This is a genomic window from Bacillus litorisediminis (genome assembly GCF_022808645.1).
GTDB lineage: Bacteria > Bacillota > Bacilli > Bacillales > JC228 > Bacillus_BF > Bacillus_BF litorisediminis.
In genome coordinates this window covers 55,338-74,581 of the sequence record NZ_JAKZKT010000001.1, presented here as the reverse complement: position 1 = coordinate 74,581, position 19,244 = coordinate 55,338, and the positions used below count along the sequence as shown (strand labels likewise).

The 19,244-nt window shown below is 38.4% G+C and carries 12 protein-coding genes; 9 read left to right on the top strand and 3 right to left on the bottom strand.

Translation table 11 applies throughout. From position 1 onward, the window contains the following. Window positions 1-31: 31 nt before the first annotated feature. The 3 genes from MLE14_RS00305 (at window position 32) to MLE14_RS00295 (ending at window position 3,174) form a co-directional block, all read left to right on the top strand. Window positions 32-400 carry a DUF2294 domain-containing protein gene (locus MLE14_RS00305; RefSeq protein WP_243296253.1) on the top strand — a complete coding sequence of 123 codons (369 nt, stop codon included), beginning with the start codon at window positions 32-34 and terminating at the stop codon, window positions 398-400. A 987-nt stretch (window positions 401-1,387) separates the two neighbouring features. After that, window positions 1,388-1,684 carry a hypothetical protein gene (locus MLE14_RS00300; RefSeq protein WP_243296252.1) on the top strand — a complete coding sequence of 99 codons (297 nt, stop codon included), beginning with the start codon at window positions 1,388-1,390 and terminating at the stop codon, window positions 1,682-1,684. Window positions 1,685-2,169: 485 nt separating this feature from the next. After that, window positions 2,170-3,174 carry a DUF3231 family protein gene (locus tag MLE14_RS00295; protein WP_243296251.1) on the top strand — a complete coding sequence of 335 codons (1,005 nt, stop codon included), beginning with the start codon at window positions 2,170-2,172 and terminating at the stop codon, window positions 3,172-3,174. A gap of 217 nt (window positions 3,175-3,391) precedes the next feature. Here the strand turns inward: MLE14_RS00295 and MLE14_RS00290 are convergent, their stop codons facing one another. Then, a complete protein-coding gene (locus tag MLE14_RS00290) occupies window positions 3,392-8,320 on the bottom strand; it encodes a lamin tail domain-containing protein (RefSeq protein WP_243296250.1) in 4,929 nt (1,642 codons plus the stop codon). Between the two features lie 904 nt (window positions 8,321-9,224). On the opposite strand from MLE14_RS00290, the gene MLE14_RS00285 reads away from it, so the two are divergent. Then, window positions 9,225-10,490: a M48 family metallopeptidase gene (locus tag MLE14_RS00285; protein ID WP_243296249.1), complete on the top strand. Its 1,266-nt coding sequence runs from the start codon at window positions 9,225-9,227 to the stop codon at window positions 10,488-10,490. Between the two features lie 76 nt (window positions 10,491-10,566). Here MLE14_RS00285 and MLE14_RS00280 read toward each other — a convergent pair whose 3' ends face one another. Next, complete coding sequence (locus MLE14_RS00280) at window positions 10,567-10,806, bottom strand: IDEAL domain-containing protein (protein WP_243296248.1); 240 nt, start codon at window positions 10,804-10,806, stop codon at window positions 10,567-10,569. A gap of 164 nt (window positions 10,807-10,970) precedes the next feature. Here MLE14_RS00280 and MLE14_RS00275 point away from each other — a divergent pair, with 164 nt between their 5' ends. Further along, entirely contained in the window at window positions 10,971-11,540 is a 570-nt protein-coding gene (locus tag MLE14_RS00275; RefSeq protein ID WP_243296247.1) for a competence protein ComK, read from the top strand. Here the strand turns inward: MLE14_RS00275 and MLE14_RS00270 are convergent. Next, on the bottom strand, window positions 11,526-11,924 hold the full coding sequence (locus tag MLE14_RS00270) for a hypothetical protein (RefSeq protein ID WP_243296246.1): 399 nt from the start codon (window positions 11,922-11,924) through the stop codon (window positions 11,526-11,528). The genes MLE14_RS00275 and MLE14_RS00270 overlap by 15 nt on opposite strands. 187 nt (window positions 11,925-12,111) lie before the next feature. Between MLE14_RS00270 and MLE14_RS00265 the strand changes: the two genes are divergently transcribed. The 4 genes from MLE14_RS00265 (at window position 12,112) to MLE14_RS00250 (ending at window position 18,941) form a co-directional block, all read left to right on the top strand. Next, complete coding sequence (locus MLE14_RS00265; protein ID WP_243296245.1) at window positions 12,112-14,109, top strand: S9 family peptidase; 1,998 nt, start codon at window positions 12,112-12,114, stop codon at window positions 14,107-14,109. A 229-nt stretch (window positions 14,110-14,338) separates the two neighbouring features. Further along, window positions 14,339-14,965, top strand: coding sequence for a TVP38/TMEM64 family protein (locus MLE14_RS00260; protein WP_243296244.1), 627 nt, complete (start codon window positions 14,339-14,341; stop codon window positions 14,963-14,965). 30 nt (window positions 14,966-14,995) lie between these two features. Beyond that, window positions 14,996-15,550: a signal peptidase I gene (lepB, locus tag MLE14_RS00255; protein WP_390627890.1), complete on the top strand. Its 555-nt coding sequence runs from the start codon at window positions 14,996-14,998 to the stop codon at window positions 15,548-15,550. A gap of 169 nt (window positions 15,551-15,719) precedes the next feature. Further along, complete coding sequence (locus MLE14_RS00250) at window positions 15,720-18,941, top strand: BTAD domain-containing putative transcriptional regulator (RefSeq protein ID WP_243296242.1); 3,222 nt, start codon at window positions 15,720-15,722, stop codon at window positions 18,939-18,941. Window positions 18,942-19,244 lie beyond the last annotated feature (303 nt).

The following is a 19,244-nucleotide window of genomic DNA, read 5'->3' as shown; positions in this document are numbered from 1 at the left end:
CTAATTTTTTTCTATAGGAGATGTATACTTTATGAAAATATCTAAAGGTTCTTATGAATCTGAAATAAGTAAAGCAATTACTCAATGGGAAAAAGACTTTCTTGGGCGCGGGTCTGTATCTGTAAAAACAGATATATTACGGGATATGATAATTGTGAATTTACAAGGTATTTTAACACCAGCTGAATATACCGTTTGTGAAACAAAAGAGGGACTTTTAACTATAAAAAAAACTCGTTCGGAATTAGTTGAATCAGGTATAGAAGTTCTTAAAAATATTATATTAACTATAACTGGAGAAAAAGTGAAGAGCTTTCATACTGATATAAGCTCTCGTACTGGTGAACGAGTGATGGTATTTAAATTATATAATGATCTTGAGAAAAATCTTTTTATGTAAAAAATATAGGGATGGACGGGTTCTAGTGGAGGTTTGGAGTTCACAGAGGATTTAACTATCGAGATTCCAGTAAGTCGAATTAGGTGTTTGATTTGTTAAGTATAAATATCGATTCTAACAGATTTCTTTATCCTTTTTTCAGTACACATCAGAACCATGTTAGACCTTTTACAGGAGTTCATTTATATTGTAGAAATGGGTTTGAAGCATTAGAACCAAAGAATCTTGAAGTTCGAGGAAATTAGTAATTCTATCTCCAGCTGTTCAAGATCAAATCATCGAAATTCACAAAAAAATATCCATATTTTGAAAAAATAAACCCCAGTAGGGTATGTAATTCCTGAATGGGAATTTTTGTCAATATGAAATACCACAATATGCATACACCAGCTCCACACTAGGCAAAAGGTATATTGAGAGGATGGATAAAACCTTCAAGCCAGGTTTTATCCACTTTTACATGATAACCATGTCCACTCCTTAAAGGATTTAAATGAACGCTTTTGGGAGTGGTTAGAGAAAGAACATTATAGGAAGGTTAATGAATCTCTAGAAGGAAAAACACTGAATCAAGTTTATAAACCAACCGCTAAAACCCTAATTTGAAACCCAGATGGAACGGTTATATAGCATCTTTAAAAAGTAACACCAAGATTTATCTGGTACAGTATGGGTGTCAAGTTTGATGAACAGGGCGTTTTCATTTTTGAAAAGACCAGGTGGTGGAGGAGGCCATGCCAGTTTCTTGTGCAGTCAACGCTCAGGCAAAGCGAGTTAGGTACCCGTTTTTATTAAGTGAGTCGAACGAAATAAAGGACATAAGTCTTCTATTCCTTTGTCCAAAGACCATTCTCAAGTAAATACTACCTTTAGATGCGTCCACCTGCTGCTTATAAGGGATAGGATGGTAACAAATGGTAGGGGCATGGTTACTAAGAAAATATAATTAAAATTTCTTTGTAATAAATGAAGAATGGAGGGAATAGCATGCAAGATATTTTTTCACACTTTGGAATTATTTCTGATGTATATGAAGTAATTGGAGAATATATAGTAAACGTTGAAAATCAACTAATCAAAATTCGTATAACCCGAAATATTAAAGGAAAGTACTTTTTTACAACAAGCCATTATTATCATAGACCTGACCTAGCAAGTTCATACAATTCATCAATAAACGGTTATAATACCAAGGAAGAGGCATGGTATCAAGCTTTAGTACAACTTACTTCTTGGTTTAAAGAAGGATATATAGGGGTTTGGAAAGAAAATATTAATTATTAATTCTACTTTTGAACATAGAAAAGGATATAACTAACAAGAGACTCAAACCATGTGCTAGTTAACTCTTTAATGTCTTTGTACTAAAACAAACATTGTCCATTTGACGTTGCTTCTAATTTAAGTAATTTTTGAATATAACGAGTAAAAACAAGTGTTGTATCTCATAAGCCCCAAAATGAACTTGGACAATAAGAATAATATATTCTATACTGCTAGATATACCAATGATGCAGACATCATGGCACGAACAAAACATTTAAAAGTATTTATACTACAGGTAATAAAAGAAGCTAACGAGACTGGCATAAGTCTTTAGTTGCTTGTCGATATAAATCGTAACATGGTAAGTCGTTGGTGTACTGAATGCAAAAACGGGCATTGGTATTATGATAAATATGGTGTGATATTTTACCTTTTATGAATAATTTAACTTCTCCTAGTTAAAAATAAATCTAAGATAGTTCACAAAAATGGGAGGAATCACTTTGTATAAAACACCCTCAATTTGTTCTTCTGAAATAGGAATCTTATGGATGACCTATCAACAACAAACAATGCTAATGAGAATGTTAGATTATTTTATAAATAAGGCCGACGATGGGGAAGCAAAAGAGATTATGAAAGAAATTTCAGATGAAATTAACCCCTATACAGATAAAATTGTTACTATTTTTCAAAAAGAGAAAGTACCAGTCCCTGTTGGATTTACTTCTGAAGATGTAAATATTGATGTTCCTAAACTATATGATAATGGATTTGACATTATGTTCTTACGATTAATTAAGAAAATAAGTATGGGAATGCATGCATTAAATTTAACAATAGCTTACCGGAAAGATATTACTGAAATGTTTAGGGAGCTTTCTGTTATCACTCAAAGGTGTTATGACAAATGCACCCAGTATTTACTTATCAAAGGACTACTCCAAACTTCACCTTATGTTTCCGTTCAAAAATCAGTTGAGTTTGTAAAAGATACAAAATACCTAGGGGGACTTAATCCGATAAGTGGAAAACGGTCTTTAAATACCGTAGAAATTGCTCATATATACCACGCCATCGAATCTAATGTCATGGGAATGAATATGATTTTCGGCTTTGCTCAATGTGCTCAAAATAACGATGTTCGCAAGTATTTTACAAAGGGTGGAGAACTTGCTAAAGGGATTGTAAAAGAATTAAACGAAATCTTTTTAGAAAACAATTTGCAAATACCTGCTACTGCCGGAGGAAATGTCACAACATCAACACTAGCACCATTTTCTGATAAGATCATGATGTATTGTGTTAGCCTTTTTTGTAGTTTCTCTATTGGAGGAAACTCTGTTGGTACTGCATTTAGTTTGAGAAATGATTTGCCAGCAAAAATGTCAATCCTTTTAAAGGATATTTTTGAATATGCTCATGAAGGAGCAAAAATTATGATTAAACATGGTTGGATGGAGGAACCACCTCAAACGGACAAACACAATAAAAAAGTCAATAGTTAACAATAGTTTACAATCATTGATAATAACTACTAACTCTTGCATACTATAACGAATAAAATTATTAAGGGGTACAGGCAAAGCGGTGATTTACAACGGTATGCATACTTTTCATAAAATGTATATTATACACGAAGAGTTGTTAAAAAAAGACACCCACACTTGGGTGCCCTGATAAATACTGCTCTAATACTTACTCAGAATCAGAACTGCCTATTTTCTATTTATTGTCTGTTCCATCGTTTTCTTCTCCTTTTACGAACGTCCAAATATCAGAAATCGTTCTCCCTGTATACCTATCTTCGACAATCACATACCATGAATAAGCCTTATTACTCTCTAATCCGTTCCAAACTGCTTCAGCAATATCCCCGCTTTTTACTTTATCCGTATTAATCACATGGTCTGTATAGATATTAACTGCAAAATAGTCGGTTGCAACTCGCTTTTGAGTTGGGGCCAGATCAAGATTTATAACAAATTCATCTTTTCCAGGATATGCCCCTGGATCATAGTAATTATAGTCCTCTAAGTAAGGGGAGTACGTATTCACCAAGATCCGATTATTGTCCTGATCGAAATGAAGCAGTCTCATATAGCCTTGACCGCCTTCAGGTCCTGCCTGATAATCAGCAAGCATTTGTGTTACTTGACGATCTGCGACACCATCACCGTCGTCATCGATTTCATCCACTAGGGTTTGTGCCTCATGGTAATGACCGCTGAGGACGGCAATGACATTCGGATTTGGCAGCACAATCTCATTGTAGAGCTTTTCTCCAAGCGGGTGTCTAGATCCCGTTGCGAGCAAATATTCGTGGAAGTTCAATATCGCCATTCGATCCGGATGTGCCGCAAGCACTTCATTTACCCATTGGATCCCTTCATCTGTCACACCCCAGCCAAGATAAACCATAATGAAATCATTTCCGTCAACAGAAATTAAATCATAGTGTCCGCGGTTGTTTAAATAAGATCCGCCGTAATATGGCTTATCCTTAAAACGATCTTCGCCAAAGTACTTATAGTACTCCGTGTAGTCATTGCTTACTTGATCCACATCATGGTTCCCTGCAAGCACGCCATATGGGATCTGGTGGTCATCCAGCACTTTCATAAAGGTGTCCGCATTTTTCCATTGATATTCCTGGTTTGATTTATTAACTAAATCACCAGTGTGGAACACATATTTAATCTTTAGTTCTTCTCGTTTTTCAGCAATCCACTCCGTTTGTCGCTCATATATATAAGGGAAGCTTTCTGAATAAAATTGTGTATCCGACATCCAGACAAATGTGTAATCATAATCGTCTGGCGTACTCGGAATCTCGTCTTGGACAAGAACATTTATTTTTGAATCCTTTACATAGTCACCAACAGTGACCAGTCCCTTTAGCTGAAAATCCTCAGTCCCTGCAATTTTATAGTCGATTAATGTCCATTGATTGGAACTGTGATTCCATGCATACATCGATACTTTTCTGCCCTCAAGCGAATTCCCTTTCCAATAAAGTTCGACGCGATCATTTTCGTCTAATGACTCGTCAACCGTAACATCAAAGCGATGATAAGGGAATTGGGTTTCGGAATCTGAAGTTAAATAGCTCCCGTCTGCCTTAGAGACAAGCTGTATATCCTTAGTGGTAAAAGCTTGTTCTCCTTCAGGAGCCATTTCCAATGGCGGCTCAAACTCAGTTGCATGTTTAAACCCTTTTACATTTGTATCAGTATTCAGGTCATACTTATACCCTTCGTAAAAAGTAACATCTAACTTATCGTTTGTTGGATCAGTAACCTTTACCTGTAATCTCGGGTCACCGTCAACGATCGAATTATTAGCTGGTGACACAACTTCGGGCTCACTTGGATTTTCATCTGCAACGGAAAACTGAACACTCGTCTCTTGTTGATTTCCCGCCTTATCGAAAGCTGTGATGAGCAGCTCGTGTGCTCCAGGAGTCAGCTCCGCGGAAGATGTTTCAAAAGGCACTTGAATATCTTTGCCATCTAGCATAACCTTGTAGCTCTCAACACCCGATAACTTATCCTTTACATCAACATCAATGGAAAAGGCGCCTTTGTATTCCTTTCCGTTCTTCAGGCTGGTTTTGACAGTCGGTGCTGTATTGTCTACTACTAGCTCTGTACTAACCTCTTCGTCTTTATCCTGTACCATCACTACATGTTTGCCATCGGATACAGAGGCAGTGTCCCACTTATAGGTTTTTGAGTGTGCTTCTTTTTCGGTAATCGTGAAGGTAAAATCAACAAATGGGTTCGCGTCATTCATTTTAAGAATTCGAGACGGGTCACTGTAGGCAGGATCCCTGATAATGGTGCCATCAGCCAGCACCAAGCGAACATTTTTTAAATCATAATCATCTCGATTTTCGGCAGAATCTAAATCAAACGGAGATGCTTTGTTTCCTGAACGAACGGTAATAACTGTTTCTCCAACTGCCAGCCGCTCAGGTTCAATTGGAATGCTAAACGTTTTCCACTGAGTTAGCCAATCGTCATCCATGAGGTATAGAACTTCTTCTCCCATTGTCACGGCGTTTTGAAAATAGGTATTGAGGCCATTTACATCAAAAGCAAAGTAAGCCGTATGCTCTACCGATTGGTACAACCCGTCTGTAACCTCTTTACCATCAATGAACATTTTAATGTCTGCTGGAGCATCTGTTGCTGATGTAGCCTTGAGTTCCTTTTCACCGCGCAGGATTTCATCACTTTTTACATTTAATCGAAGACTAGAGGAATCGAGGTCATTCGTAATCGTTACCCGATAGGTATCGCTTTTGACCTCTGTACTGCCATCAGATACCACAAAATAATACTCAACATATTGATTCCCGATTAAATCAGGGGAGTAGATGGTGTGGTGGTACAGCAAGTCATCGTAATTTTCTTGTAAAATCGCTTCTTTATAAGTGCTTTGGTTATCCACTTTATAAAATAGACGAACTGATTTTACTTCCTGATCGTCCGTTACATTAGCTGTGATATCAATATTATCCTTTTGATTAACCTCTGTAAGATTGGTTAGGTTTTCAATGGTGGGCGGGACAGTGTCTGCCTCTAAATGAACTGGCTCGCTTGGAACCTGGAAGCCCTCGACCCTGCCTGGCGTAGCATCTAGGACGCCAATCTTTTTACCAACAGTAGATTTATCAGTTGGGTACCCGAAGATAATCCCTTTATTTGCATACGTATCATCGACATTTGGTTCATCATTGTAATACGAAACAGAAATTTCTTTATGCGTGTTGGTTCCAACCACAAGCCCGCGCATACTGCCATTGGCCATACCGTCACTGTAGATTCGAACAATGTCTTCATTTTCAACTAAGCTGGTACCGTAATTTGCATTAAAATCAGCAACTGTTTGTTCCCTATTTTGCGTATTGATAATCCAAAGCACGAGCGTCTCTCCAGCCGGGATTACCACTTCCTCGGGAACGGAGGGCCAAACGACATCTGTACCTGGGTCGGTTCCATATCTATAATACATTTTATAATCTTTAAAATTAATTGCTTGATTGCTATTATTATAGATTTCAATAAATTCATAGCCATCAGCTGATCCGACATTTGTGGTATCAGGTACAAGCTCTGTAACTAGTAAATAAGGAATACTTGTATAATCAACCTCTGGCTGAACCACCTGAATCGTATATTCATTTGTGCTGGTAAAGTTTACACCGTCTGATGCTTGAATATAGTACACAATAGGTTCATACACTTGAAAGCTTGGAATTTCTCCTGTGTATGTTTGATCATTAGGACTCATGGGTATCGATGTGAAATCAGCATCACTCTCTTTTTTATAATAAAGAGTAACCGCTCGGACAGCGAGGTTATCTGTCACTGTTGCTTCAATCTGGATGGATGTCAAAGGCTCACTGCTTGTGATTGGTCCATGTGTAATGACAGGTGCTTCAACGTCCTCTGGGAGGTCTGGTAAAGTTACTGGCGTTTCCGGTACTTGAATGGCTTCAATCGTACCAGGTGTTGGCGGCGTTAAGACTTGATGCTTGACCATTTCAGTGCCTGTTGTCGGATATTTGTATTCCACAACGGCACCTGCATTATCTGTTTCACCGGACAGATAACTGGCTGAAATTACCTCAGCGCCACTAGGGTCCTTTATGACAATCGCACGATTCCCCCCATTAGCGAATCCCGGAAAAACATCCTTAAATTGAATGACCTGTTCCTCCGATAATGCTGTTCCAAAATTTGTGTTAAAATCTGCGTGCGTTCTGTCTCCATTATTAAACCAAAATACAAGTGTCTCTTGAGGTTCAATTGTCGTCACCGGGATTTGAAAAGATAATTCATTTCCTGTATCTGTATACCGATAGATAAATGAGTAATTCGTTAAATCCAGTGGCTGATTTGTATTATTGTACAGCTCAAAATACTCATAATAATCAGTTCCGGATCCGCTTGAGTTTGGCGATAGTTCCGTAACTAAGAGGTGCGGCAGACTATTAAAATCTACTCCATCTTCCTGCACACCATTTTCCTGTATACTTGCTTCATGAGAAACGGATACTTCAAACGGGTCGCCCTCAGGGTAGATGATTTCGTGATCTGATTGGCTAATTGTAATATAGTATTTTAGAGAGTCTATTTTAATTTGCTCTTTCGGGATGACAGCCTGATAGGATGAGCCATCTACTAGATTCATTGGAATGGTGTGGAATACTTCATCTGGCGAAGCTTGATAATGAAGTGTAGCTTTGAATTCGGTAGCATTGGTAATCTCAGCAGCTATCACAACATCTTCTGAAGCCTTTACTTCTGTAACAGGAGTATGCTGAATGACAGGAGAACCATTGTCCTCCTCTGTAACTATTTTATTCTCAGAATTTTCCCCGTCTTTCGGACCAGAGTCATTATTGGTTGATTGTGATGCATTTGGAGCCTTTTCCTCCAGTGTCGTTGTTCCAACAGAATTCTGATTAGTAGTTGTTTCTTCTTCTGGCTGTGCAGGTGTGTTACTGCCTGTAGATGATGGCTGATTCTCTGCATAGGCTAATCTTGAGTTACTTGCAAAACCTCCATTTGAAAATAAGATTGCTAGAATGAATAAAATTTTCATTCCTTTTTTAAATTTGTTTCTCATTCTTTTCCCTCTCATATGTTCCTCCTGTTTATGTATAAGCTTTTAAATTTAATCTTATATGTAGTCTATTAATAGTTTGTAAATTACATGTAAAAATGTAATAAATATGTGAGGAATGAGACAATCGACTCAAAACCTGCAATAGGGACAAAAAAATTAAAAGCATTTTGTCTGAAACATAGCTGATTTCTGACTGGTTTGATGAATTTGAGGAAAACTGTGTCAGAATCAGAGCTGTATTCGGACAGCTTTGTTGATATTTAAGCCTAACGTGTCAGAATCAGAGCTGTATTCGGACAGCTTTGTTGATATTTAAGCCCAACGTGTCAGAATCAGAGCTGAATTCGGACAGCTTTGTTGATATTTAAGCCTAACGTGTCGGAATCAGAGCTGAATTCGGACAGCTTTGTTGATATTTAAGCCCAACGTGTCAGAATCAGAGCTGAATTCGGACAGCTTTGTTGATATTTAAGCCTAACGTGTCAGAATCAGAGCTGAATTCGGACAGCTTTGTTGATATTTAAGCCTAACGTGTCAGAATCAGAGCTGAATTCGGACAGCTTTGTTGATATTTAAGCCCAACGTGTCGGAATCAGAGCTGAATTCGGACAGATTTGTTGATATTTAAGCCCAAAGTGTCAGAATCAGAGCTGAATTCGGACAGCTTTGTTGATATTTAAGCCTAACGTGTCAGAATCAGAGCTGTATTCGGACAGGATTCCGGAATCCTAAGTCGATTGTGTCTGAATCGGAGGCCCTTTAGTAAAAACAATCATACGGAGAACAACAATCTTTACGAAAATATCCAAATTAAAACAGAGTCCCAATCTAATACCGAAATGAAATTCTTTCCTATAGGTCTAATTTTGATTTTTTCGCTTACAATGGTAAAAGAGCATGTACAAAAGGGGGACAGCCTATGTCTAAAAAATGGGGAGTCCGGGGGATTCTTCTTTACATTTTGTTCGGATTGCTGATGTACGCCTATTTATTTTACTGGGCTGATGCCACGATTCCAGAAAACTTAAGAGGCAGTGTAGCTGATCCTAAGACCTTCATGACAGAGCGGGAATTAGTTTTATCCGAAGAGTATTCAAAAATACGTTATCTGTTAAGCCTGCTTTCAACTCCTTATGAATGGTTATTCTATTTGCTAGTATTAGTGACAGGTGCTTCTTTGCTGTTTGAGAAATCAGCCGAAAAAATATCTAAGTATCATGCTGTCCAGTCGGCAGTGTATGTTTTTTATTTATCCGTTCTGTCCTTTATTGCGATTTTTCCTTTCCAATATTTAAGTCATCGGTTCTCTGTTCAATATGGCATATCCAACCAAACATTCTCAGCTTGGATGAAGGACGAAATGATTGATTTCTGGTTAGGCTTTTTCACCACATTCATCATCGTTGCGGCTATTTATTGGCTGATGAAAAAAAGTCCGAAACGCTGGTGGTTTTATGCATGGTTGTTCTTTGTGCCCTATGCAACCTTCTTTGTTTTTATTCAGCCGATTGTCATAGATCCGCTGTACAATGACTTTACATCATTGCAGGATAAAGAGTTAGAAAAAGAAATTTTGCAGTTGGCCGATCAAGCCGATATTCCGGCAGAGCATGTATATCAGGTCAATATGTCGGAAGAAACGAATGCGATGAATGCCTATGTAAATGGGATTGGGGCAAGCTCAAGAATTGTGCTCTGGGATACGACCTTACAGCAGCTTACCAAGGATGAAATATTAGTGATCATGGCACATGAAATGGCGCACTATGTCAAAAAGCATTTGTATTATGGACTAGCCGGATATATAGGGCTTTCCTTAATTGGATTATGGATTCTGTCAAAGCTCATAAAGCGTTGGGGAGAACGATATAAGGAAACACTGAAAATCTCGGGATGGAACCGGCTGAGTTCGCTGCCATTATTATTTGCATTGCTTTCCATGATGCTGTTTGCAGCAAGTCCCATTTCGAATACCGTCTCCCGATATGCAGAAGCGAGTGCTGATCAATATGCATTAGAATTGACGCAAGATCCAGATGCTGCCGTGTCTACCTTCCAGAAGCTGACAAAAGCAGGATTAAGCCAAGTGCAGCCTCCTTTATTAATTAAATGGTTTTACTACTCTCATCCGACGATGCTGGAACGTCTGATGATGATTGAGGATTTTAGAAACTCTGAAAAATAAACAATGCAAAAGGCTGTCTGTCTACCGGAAGAACCCGGCAGGGCAGACAGCCTTTTGCATGAAGGATATTTAGATTTTAAGAATGGAGAACACTTTGGAGTTTTTTATATTCCTTTGCTTTTTTATGAAAGGTTCCGATGTCTCCCTGATCTAGAGCCTCGTCTATCTCAGACATCAGCCTGTCCGAATGGAACTGTAGGAATGCCTCGAAGAAGAGTGACTCAATGTACAAGTCTAATACAAATTGGCCATTTGACTTAATAGGTACTAAGGCACCGGCTTTAGATGAGTCAGAATACGATTTTCTTTGAGTCATTTTACATCACTCCAACTCTTTTTCTTAGTATATGGCACCTTTCAAAAAATAACAACTAATAATTCTAAAAATTTAAATAATTAATGTACCAATTTTTGAAAATATTTGTACAAATTTACAGTTTTATGGTATGATAGTCACAAATTGAAAGGAGATGAAGTAACTTGAATAAAAGTCAAAAATTGAAAACGGAATACGAGATCCGGCCGGACACAATGGCCATTATCCCGCATACATATGGATCTAAAACTTTTTCAATGGTAAAGGAAACAACCGATTCTTTTATAGTTCCAAAAAAACCGCTTGAGATTATAAAGGAAAGCTGTGGGTATTTTGGCTCAAGTTATCCAGGGAGGAAGGAAGGCACCAAACAGTTAATGGCCATCACTCATAAAGCCCCTGTTGCTATTGACCCTTATCATTTTATTTATTTTTTCCCTACACATTCCCCATCACGTGAACAATGCACTTGGATTTCCCTGCTACATGTCTTACAGTTCTCAGAAACAAATGAGAATGATACAGAGGTAAGATTCGTCAATAATGAGGCTGTAACGATTCCGACTTCAATCGATGCGTTTAGGAGCCAGTTATTTAGAACGTCCTTCTTAATGGTGCGATTTATTCAGCGAATGGACCTTCCCAGCAAAAAATGGTTTATGATTCCCCCAAAAGTCGATAATGGACAAGTTTATGAGGAACTGCCCTTTATTCATAGCTTATTCAACAGATAGGGAGCCGCCATCTTTATTGTCTGGTACTACCTTTACTCCCAGAAAATACTTCGTAATCAGCTCTTGAACTTTATTGCGTATTCTCGGATTAAAATAATTGTGATACTCCTCATATCCTTTGTACAGAAAAAGGTATGTGGTAAAAGACTCATCTCTCTTTGATTCCTGCACATTTATGTTATGCTGCCTTAAATACTTTTTTACTTCGCGCAAATCCTTCTGTACCGTGATCATTTTTTTCTCAAGCAGCTCCTGGTATGGCTTTTTAAGCTTCACAGAACTTTTATTAATAGCCATTAAATCTCTCTCAAAAATGGTCAAGACCATTGGTAAATAAATTGCATATTCAATGATGTCACGGTCATGGTCTGGGATTTTTGTCATAAGCCCACCTCTTCAAGAGAACATCTGTTCTTATATATCATACATGATAGACAAGATAGTTTGCAAGTATTGTTATGATTGTTCCCTAAATCAATAACAAAATTTTTTTTAATGGAGCAGGACATTTATTTTGATTGTCGAAATAAATAATGTGCAATACATCGAGTATGTGAGAGGATGAAGGAAATTGACAGAAAAACGCGGCATTCGCCCAGAAGATTTATATAAGCTGAAGTCAGTGACAGACCCGCGACTTTCGCCAGACGGAAAAAATCTTGTTTATGTTCAAACTGAAATGTTAAAAGAGAAAAATGATTATAGCTCTAACCTGTATTTCATCAGCCTGGATCAAAAAACTTCGGTCGCCTGGACATTTGGCGATCATAGAAATCACTCTCCGCGTTGGTCACCAGCCGGGAATGAGCTAGTCTTTGTTTCGAACAGAAGCGGTAAAAATCAACTATATAAGCTTCATCTGGGTGGCGGGGAAGCAAAGCCTTTGACCGAACTAGAAAATGGAGCAAGCAAGCCAGTATGGTCAAGAGATGGAAAGAAAATTGCGTTTTCGGTAGCGCTGAAGCCAGACGAAAAGTTAGATGAGAAGCGAGAAGAAGATAAAAAGAAGGAAGAAAAGGAAAAAGAATTAAAACCGCTTGAAGTTGTCGAAATGAAGTATAAGTCTGATGCCAGCGGGTTCCTTGATGGAAAAAAAGGACAGGTAGCGATTCTTGATTTAGAATCCGGTGAAATTACCCAATTAACAGAGGGCGTACATAGTCATGATGCTGAAGATTGGTCGCCAGACGGGAATCAGCTTTTAATTTCCAGCAATCAGGATGAAGAAAAGGATTTTTCATTTAATCTCGATTTATATATTTACAACCTTGAGACAGGTGAAAAGAAACCCCTCACCGAAGGGAAAAAGGGTATGTTCTACGGCGCTTCCTGGTCGCCAGATGGCAAATATATTGCCTTTCTGGGAAATGAAAGAGAATTTGAAAACGCGACATTATCCAAAGTTTGGCTCTATGACGTAGAGCATAATAATTTAAAATGTGTTACAGATGAATGGGATGTTGCGATTGGAGACTATGTAGCAGCTGACTTCCAGCAAGGTGCTGTGGGGCCAGGACTAATTTGGACAGAGGATTCAAAAGGCTTCTTTTTACAAATTTCACAACAGGGATCTACACAAATCGTCCATTATGCTTTAAATGGAGAAAGAACAGACCTTACTCCAGGCAATGAGCATGTGTATGGATTTACTGTAAATGCAGCAGGTACGACTGGAGTCGTGGCTGTGAGTCATCCTGCTCACCCTGGTGACCTTTATCTAGTAGACTTAAAAACTGGGAAAAGGGAACAGCTTACAGCTGTTAATGAAGAATTTTTGGCGGAAGTAGAGCTTTCACCTGCGGAGTCCTTTGTTTTTAAAGGAGCTGATGGCTGGGACGTACAAGGCTGGATTATGAAGCCATTTGGTTTTAAGGAAGGCGAAAAATACCCGATGATACTAGAGATTCATGGCGGTCCACACGCTATGTATGCTAACACCTACTTCCATGAGTTCCAGGTATTAACGGCACAAGGATATGCTGTATTATTCGCTAACCCGAGAGGAAGTCATGGCTACGGGCAAAAGTTTGTGAACGCGGTTAGAGGAGATTATGGCGGCAATGATTATAATGATTTAATGGCTGCTGTCGATTATGCTTTAGATACCTTTGATTTTATTGATGCTGACCGTCTTGGTGTTACCGGGGGAAGCTATGGCGGGTTTATGACGAACTGGATTGTCGGTCATACCAATCGCTTTAAAGCAGCCGTAACACAACGCTCAATTTCTAACTGGATTAGTTTCTATGGTGTCAGCGACATCGGCTACTACTTTACTGAATGGCAAATTCAGGCGGATTTAAGTGATATTGAAAAACTATGGAAACATTCACCGCTCGCTTATGCTGACAAAATAGAAACACCTTTATTGATTCTCCACAGCGAGAAGGATTACCGTTGTCCGATCGAACAGGCAGAACAGTTATTTATTGCATTAAAACGACAAAAGAAAACAACAAAATTTATCCGTTTCCCAGAATCAAACCATGAATTATCCAGAAGCGGAAAACCAAATTTACGATTAAAACGATTAGAAGCCATTCGAGATTGGTTTATAGAATATGTTTAATCCGAAAAGCCTTGTCCACGGACAAGGCTTTTTGGCATTTTCTACGTCATCGGACAGTTTGTTTTTACCAAGAAAAGGGTATAGTGGAGTATATGGACAATCATGGAGAAAGCTTTAAGAAACGTTACTATTTTGAAACTCTTTTGCGTGGTAATATATGCTATACTACTACTATTAGACCTTTATCTGCCATATATTCCCTATAGAGAGAGAAAGTTAGGAGAACAACATGGATTTTCAAGACTTTACTAGCTGGTTTACTGAGGAAAATATTGAAGAATTGATTCAAAATTATAAGGCGCTGGGACCCGTAATGGGTATTTTCTTACCTTTTCTTGAAGCTTTCCTGCCATTTTTACCGCTTGTCTTATTTGTTGTGGCGAATGCAAATGCGTTTGGATTCTTCTGGGGTTTTTTGTTCTCTTGGATTGGTTCCTGTCTAGGTGCTTTTGTCGTATTTTTGGCATTCCGAAAAATTGGACAAAAGAAGTTTTTTCGGTTTATCAGTCAAAACAAAAGAGTCCAGAAGCTTACCAAATGGGTGGAAAGACATGGGTTTGGCCCTTTATTTTTGATGCTTTGCTTCCCGTTTACACCTTCGGCCCTAGTTAATATCGTATCTGGCTTATCAGCGATCAAACCGCATCAATACGGCTTAGCGGTCATGACAGGTAAGTTTGTTATGATTATATCCATTACTTTTGTAGGGTATGACATTACTTCATTTTTGGACCACCCTGGAAAAACGATTATTGTGCTTATAGTTATTTTCATACTTTGGATTGTTGGAAAACGAATTGAAATGAGTTTAAATAAAAAAGTAGAAAAAGAGCATATGGAGATGGATTCAAAGTAATAGAGAATGATCAAGAGGGAGACGCTTGTTATGGAAACACTAAAAAAAGAAAGCATTGAATGGTTAAAAGCGCTAGGGATTGGATTGGTGATTTTTGTTTTTATACGTACCTTCTTATTTTCAAGTTACGTTGTAGAAGGCGAATCGATGATGCCTACTTTAGAGGAAGGCAATAAACTAGTAGTAAATAAGATTGGATATACACTTGGTTCGATAGACCGATTTGATGTCATCGTGTTTCATGCGAATGAGGATGAAGATTATGTAAAACGTGTGATAGGACTCCCCGGAGACCGAATTGAATACGAAAATGACCAGCTTTATATTAATGGAAAAGCTGTCGAGGAACCTTATTTAAATAACTATCGCAGTACGGTATCTCCTGGTCAGCCATTAACTGGAGACTTTAACTTGGCAGAGCTATGGGAAACTGAAACGGTTCCAGAAGGAATGCTATTTGTACTTGGTGACAATCGTCTCGAAAGCTGGGACAGCCGCCATTTTGGATTTGTGCCAATTGACAAAGTTGTAGGAGAAGTAAACCTCCGCTATTGGCCTTTGTCCGAAGTTGACACCAGTTTTTAAATATCGAAAAGAAACAACCAGTTTTATAAGTAGAGCTGGTTGTTTTTTTATGCCTATTTTCTTTATTTACAATTCCGATAGATTATTCGCAATATTATGAGAAGGGTGACAAAGAATTATGATAGAATAGTGAAAAAGTGATTTTTTTGGTAAAAGGAGGGGGAAAACAATGAATCAGATGATTGTACAAACGAAGTTAATGCCACCTCAGGTTCGGCCTAATTATATTCGACGTGCCAGTTTGTTCAAGAAAATGAAAGCGATTTCGGCTTATTCGGTTACAATCCTTACATCAGGAGCCGGATACGGAAAAAGCACGGCATTATCTCTTTATGTACGGGATGAAAAAGTGGCCTGTTCCTGGTATACGATTACTTCTCATGATGATGATATTCTCCCTTTTATCGATTACATCATTTACTCAGTTAAACGCCTTTTTCCCGACTTTGGCAAGGATTTAAAGGAATATATGCAAGAAATGGATCGGTACATTCGAGAAGAGGAACTGTTTACGCTTTGTTCTATTTTTGTCAATGAAATTTATAGGCTAGATACTCCGCTTATTTTAATTTTGGATGATTTTCACCATACAGAAGGTTCATATCTTATTCAAAAATGGGTTGAACTTGTGATTGAACATATCCCTGAGTCCTTACATTTAGTCCTTTCAACACGAACTCGGCCAAATTGGTCGGTTCTTACGAAATTAAAGGTAAATGGGCAACTGTTAGATATAGGAGAAACGGATCTCAAATTATCGCAAGAGGAAGTGGAGCTTCTCCTTGTCGATTACCATGAGCTGCATGTCGCCGAAGAGGATATTGCCCATATTTATCGGATAACAGAAGGATGGGTTATTGCCGTCAGTATGATTGCAGAGAATTTAAAATTTGAACGGATGGAGTCACAAAAAATCCATTCTTCACAAACTTCCCTGCAGGATTTATTTCAATATTTAGCTTTAGAGGTATTTTCAAAACAGCCTCCGATGCTTCAGCAATTTCTTGAACAGACTGCTGTTTTTGATGAAATTTCAGCAGATCTTTGTGAAGAGGTACTAGGGTTAACAGGTGCTAAAGCAATGTTGAGCCAGCTTTCTCAAAAAAGCTTGTTTCTCCATGCAGATAGTGAAGGAACATACAGGTACCATGCATTATTTCGTGAATTTCTCCAAGAACAGCTATATACGAATCAGCCCAGACAATATCATATTTTACACGAACGAAGTGCCCGTTATTATGAACGGAATGGAGAGTATGAGAAGGCAATCCGAATCTACGATAAGATTGGTCAGGATTTTGCCGTAGCCGCTATTTTACAGGAGCATGGTTCACAAATGCTTAAGGAAGGTAAATTAGAAAGTCTATATGAGTTTTTAAAGAAACTGCCAGATTCGGAGAAAGACAGGTACTATAAGCTTTGGTTCTATGAAGGTGAAATTCTGCGTTACCGATCGCGCTATGCTGCTGCAGAAAAATGCTATGCTCAAGCAGAAAAAATGGCGATTCAGACAAAGGATTTCGAACATGCTTGTCTCGCTCTTGAAGGATGGGCCCAAATATACCTTGACACGATTCAGCCTAGAATGGCAGAGAGAATCCTTAATGAAGCGATTCAGCTAAGAGAAAGTACCAATCAATCTTTAGGAGATTCTTCCCGAAATTTATATTGGCTGATGGCTGAGAATTATATTAATGCAGGAGAGGCCGGTCGTGCAGAAGTGTGGTATAGCAAGGGTGAGAAGGCCATTCAAGAGGAAGAGAAGGAAGATCTGCTTCTGGCACGAATCTATTTAAGAACGGGAAGACTCTCAGAAGCTAAGAAGTTATTGGAGCATAAACCAGCCAAACAGAGTTCTGATAAAAAATTGCCGCAGTCTCATCGTGAAGCTGTTCTCCTTTTATCGCTGATAGAGGGTTTGATGGGAAATGCTCTTCGTTCAAAGGAGCTAGCACAGGCTGGAATTCAATTAGGCATTCAATCCAAATCTCCTTTTGTTGAGGCTTGCGGTTGGATACGCATGGGTCATGCTGTACAGCTTTTAGAAGATTACGATATTGGACTTTCGGTTCAGTGTTATGAAACAGCTCTTGATATGATGGAGCAAATGAATATCTCGAGGGGTAAAGCTGAGCCCTATATGGGTCTTTGTCTGTTATATGGAAGTTTAGGAGAGTTTGACAGGGCAAGAGACATGGGAACGAAAGCTCTTTATGAAACTGAAAATGTGAAGGATGTCTGGCTTAGTTCTTTGATTCAACTCGGCCTTGGAATCTGTGCCTATTACGAGCGGGATTTTAAGAAAGCGTATTTTCAATTTGAAAAGGCACTGGCGTATTTCATTCAGTGTCAGGATCAATTTGGAGAAATGATATCCAGGCTCTGGATTGCTTTAGCAGCCTTTGAAACTGAACAAAAAGCCTCGTTAAAAATGGCACTTTCGAGCTTCCTTGCAACTTGTGAGCTGAAAGGATATCAATTTGTCTTTTTATCTCGAACCTTGTTTGGCCCAAAGGATCCCCAGATGCTCGTACCGCTTCTTTTAGAAGCCCAAAAACTTGGGATTCATAAGGAGTTTGTTTCGAAAATTTTAAGTGAGTTAGGCTATAAGGATTTAGACTCTCATCCGGGCTATACCTTAAAGGTTCGCACGCTTGGCAGTTTTAAAGTTTTCCTCGGAGATCAGGAGGTAGAAGAGAAAGAGTGGCAAAGGGGAAAAGCGAAGGAGCTGTTTGAACTTTTTATCACTCATCGAACCAAAGTAATTGAAAAAGATGAAATTGTCGCCAATCTATGGCCGGACTATGATACAGAACGTGCTTCAAGAGACTTTAAAGTGGTTCTGAATGCTTTAAACAATGTACTTCAACCAAAAAGGATGAAAAGAAGTCAGCCTTTTTATGTCATTAGGCAAGGGTCAGCCTATGGATTAAATCCAGAAGCCAAGATTTGGGTCGATACTGATTATTTTCAAGATTGGATTCAGGCAGGACTTGAAGAAAAGGATGTAAATAAAGCAAGGGAATTTTTACAGCGGGGTCTTACCTTTTATAAAGGAGAATATATACCAGAACGGCGATTTGAAGACTGGTGTATTCAAGAGAGAGAAAGATTGCTGACACTTTATTTACGAGGGGCAGAAAAATTAGCCCAGCTTTTTGTAAAAGTAGAAGATTTTGATCAGGCAATTTTTTACTGCGAACAAATTCTGCAGAAGGACCGAACCTGGGAAGAAGCGTACCGGTTATTAATGTATAGCTATTATCGCAAAAATAATAGACCGCAAGCTTTGAAATGGTATAAACGCTGTGTCGATGTTTTAAAAATGGAATTTGGAGTAGAACCGCTGGATGCTACAAAGCAGATGTATGAAATCATACAATCGAACTGATTTTTTTGCTTATTAAAGCACTTATTCAAAAATCTTTGGTTGGCGCATTTATTCGGATTCTGGTTCCGTTATTTGCGATTTTTTAGTCAAATTTGATTAATTTTTTGCGAATAGCGGAATCAGAATCCGCTTCAGCCCCTGAAGTGCAGGTTTTGATTCTAATAACGGAATGAGGATCCGCCAAACTTATTTAATGGATCCTCATTCCGTTATTTATTCAAAAATCCTTGTTTGGCGCATTTATTCGGATCCTGGTTCCGTTATTTGCGATTTTTTAGTCAAATTTGATTAATTTTTTGCGAA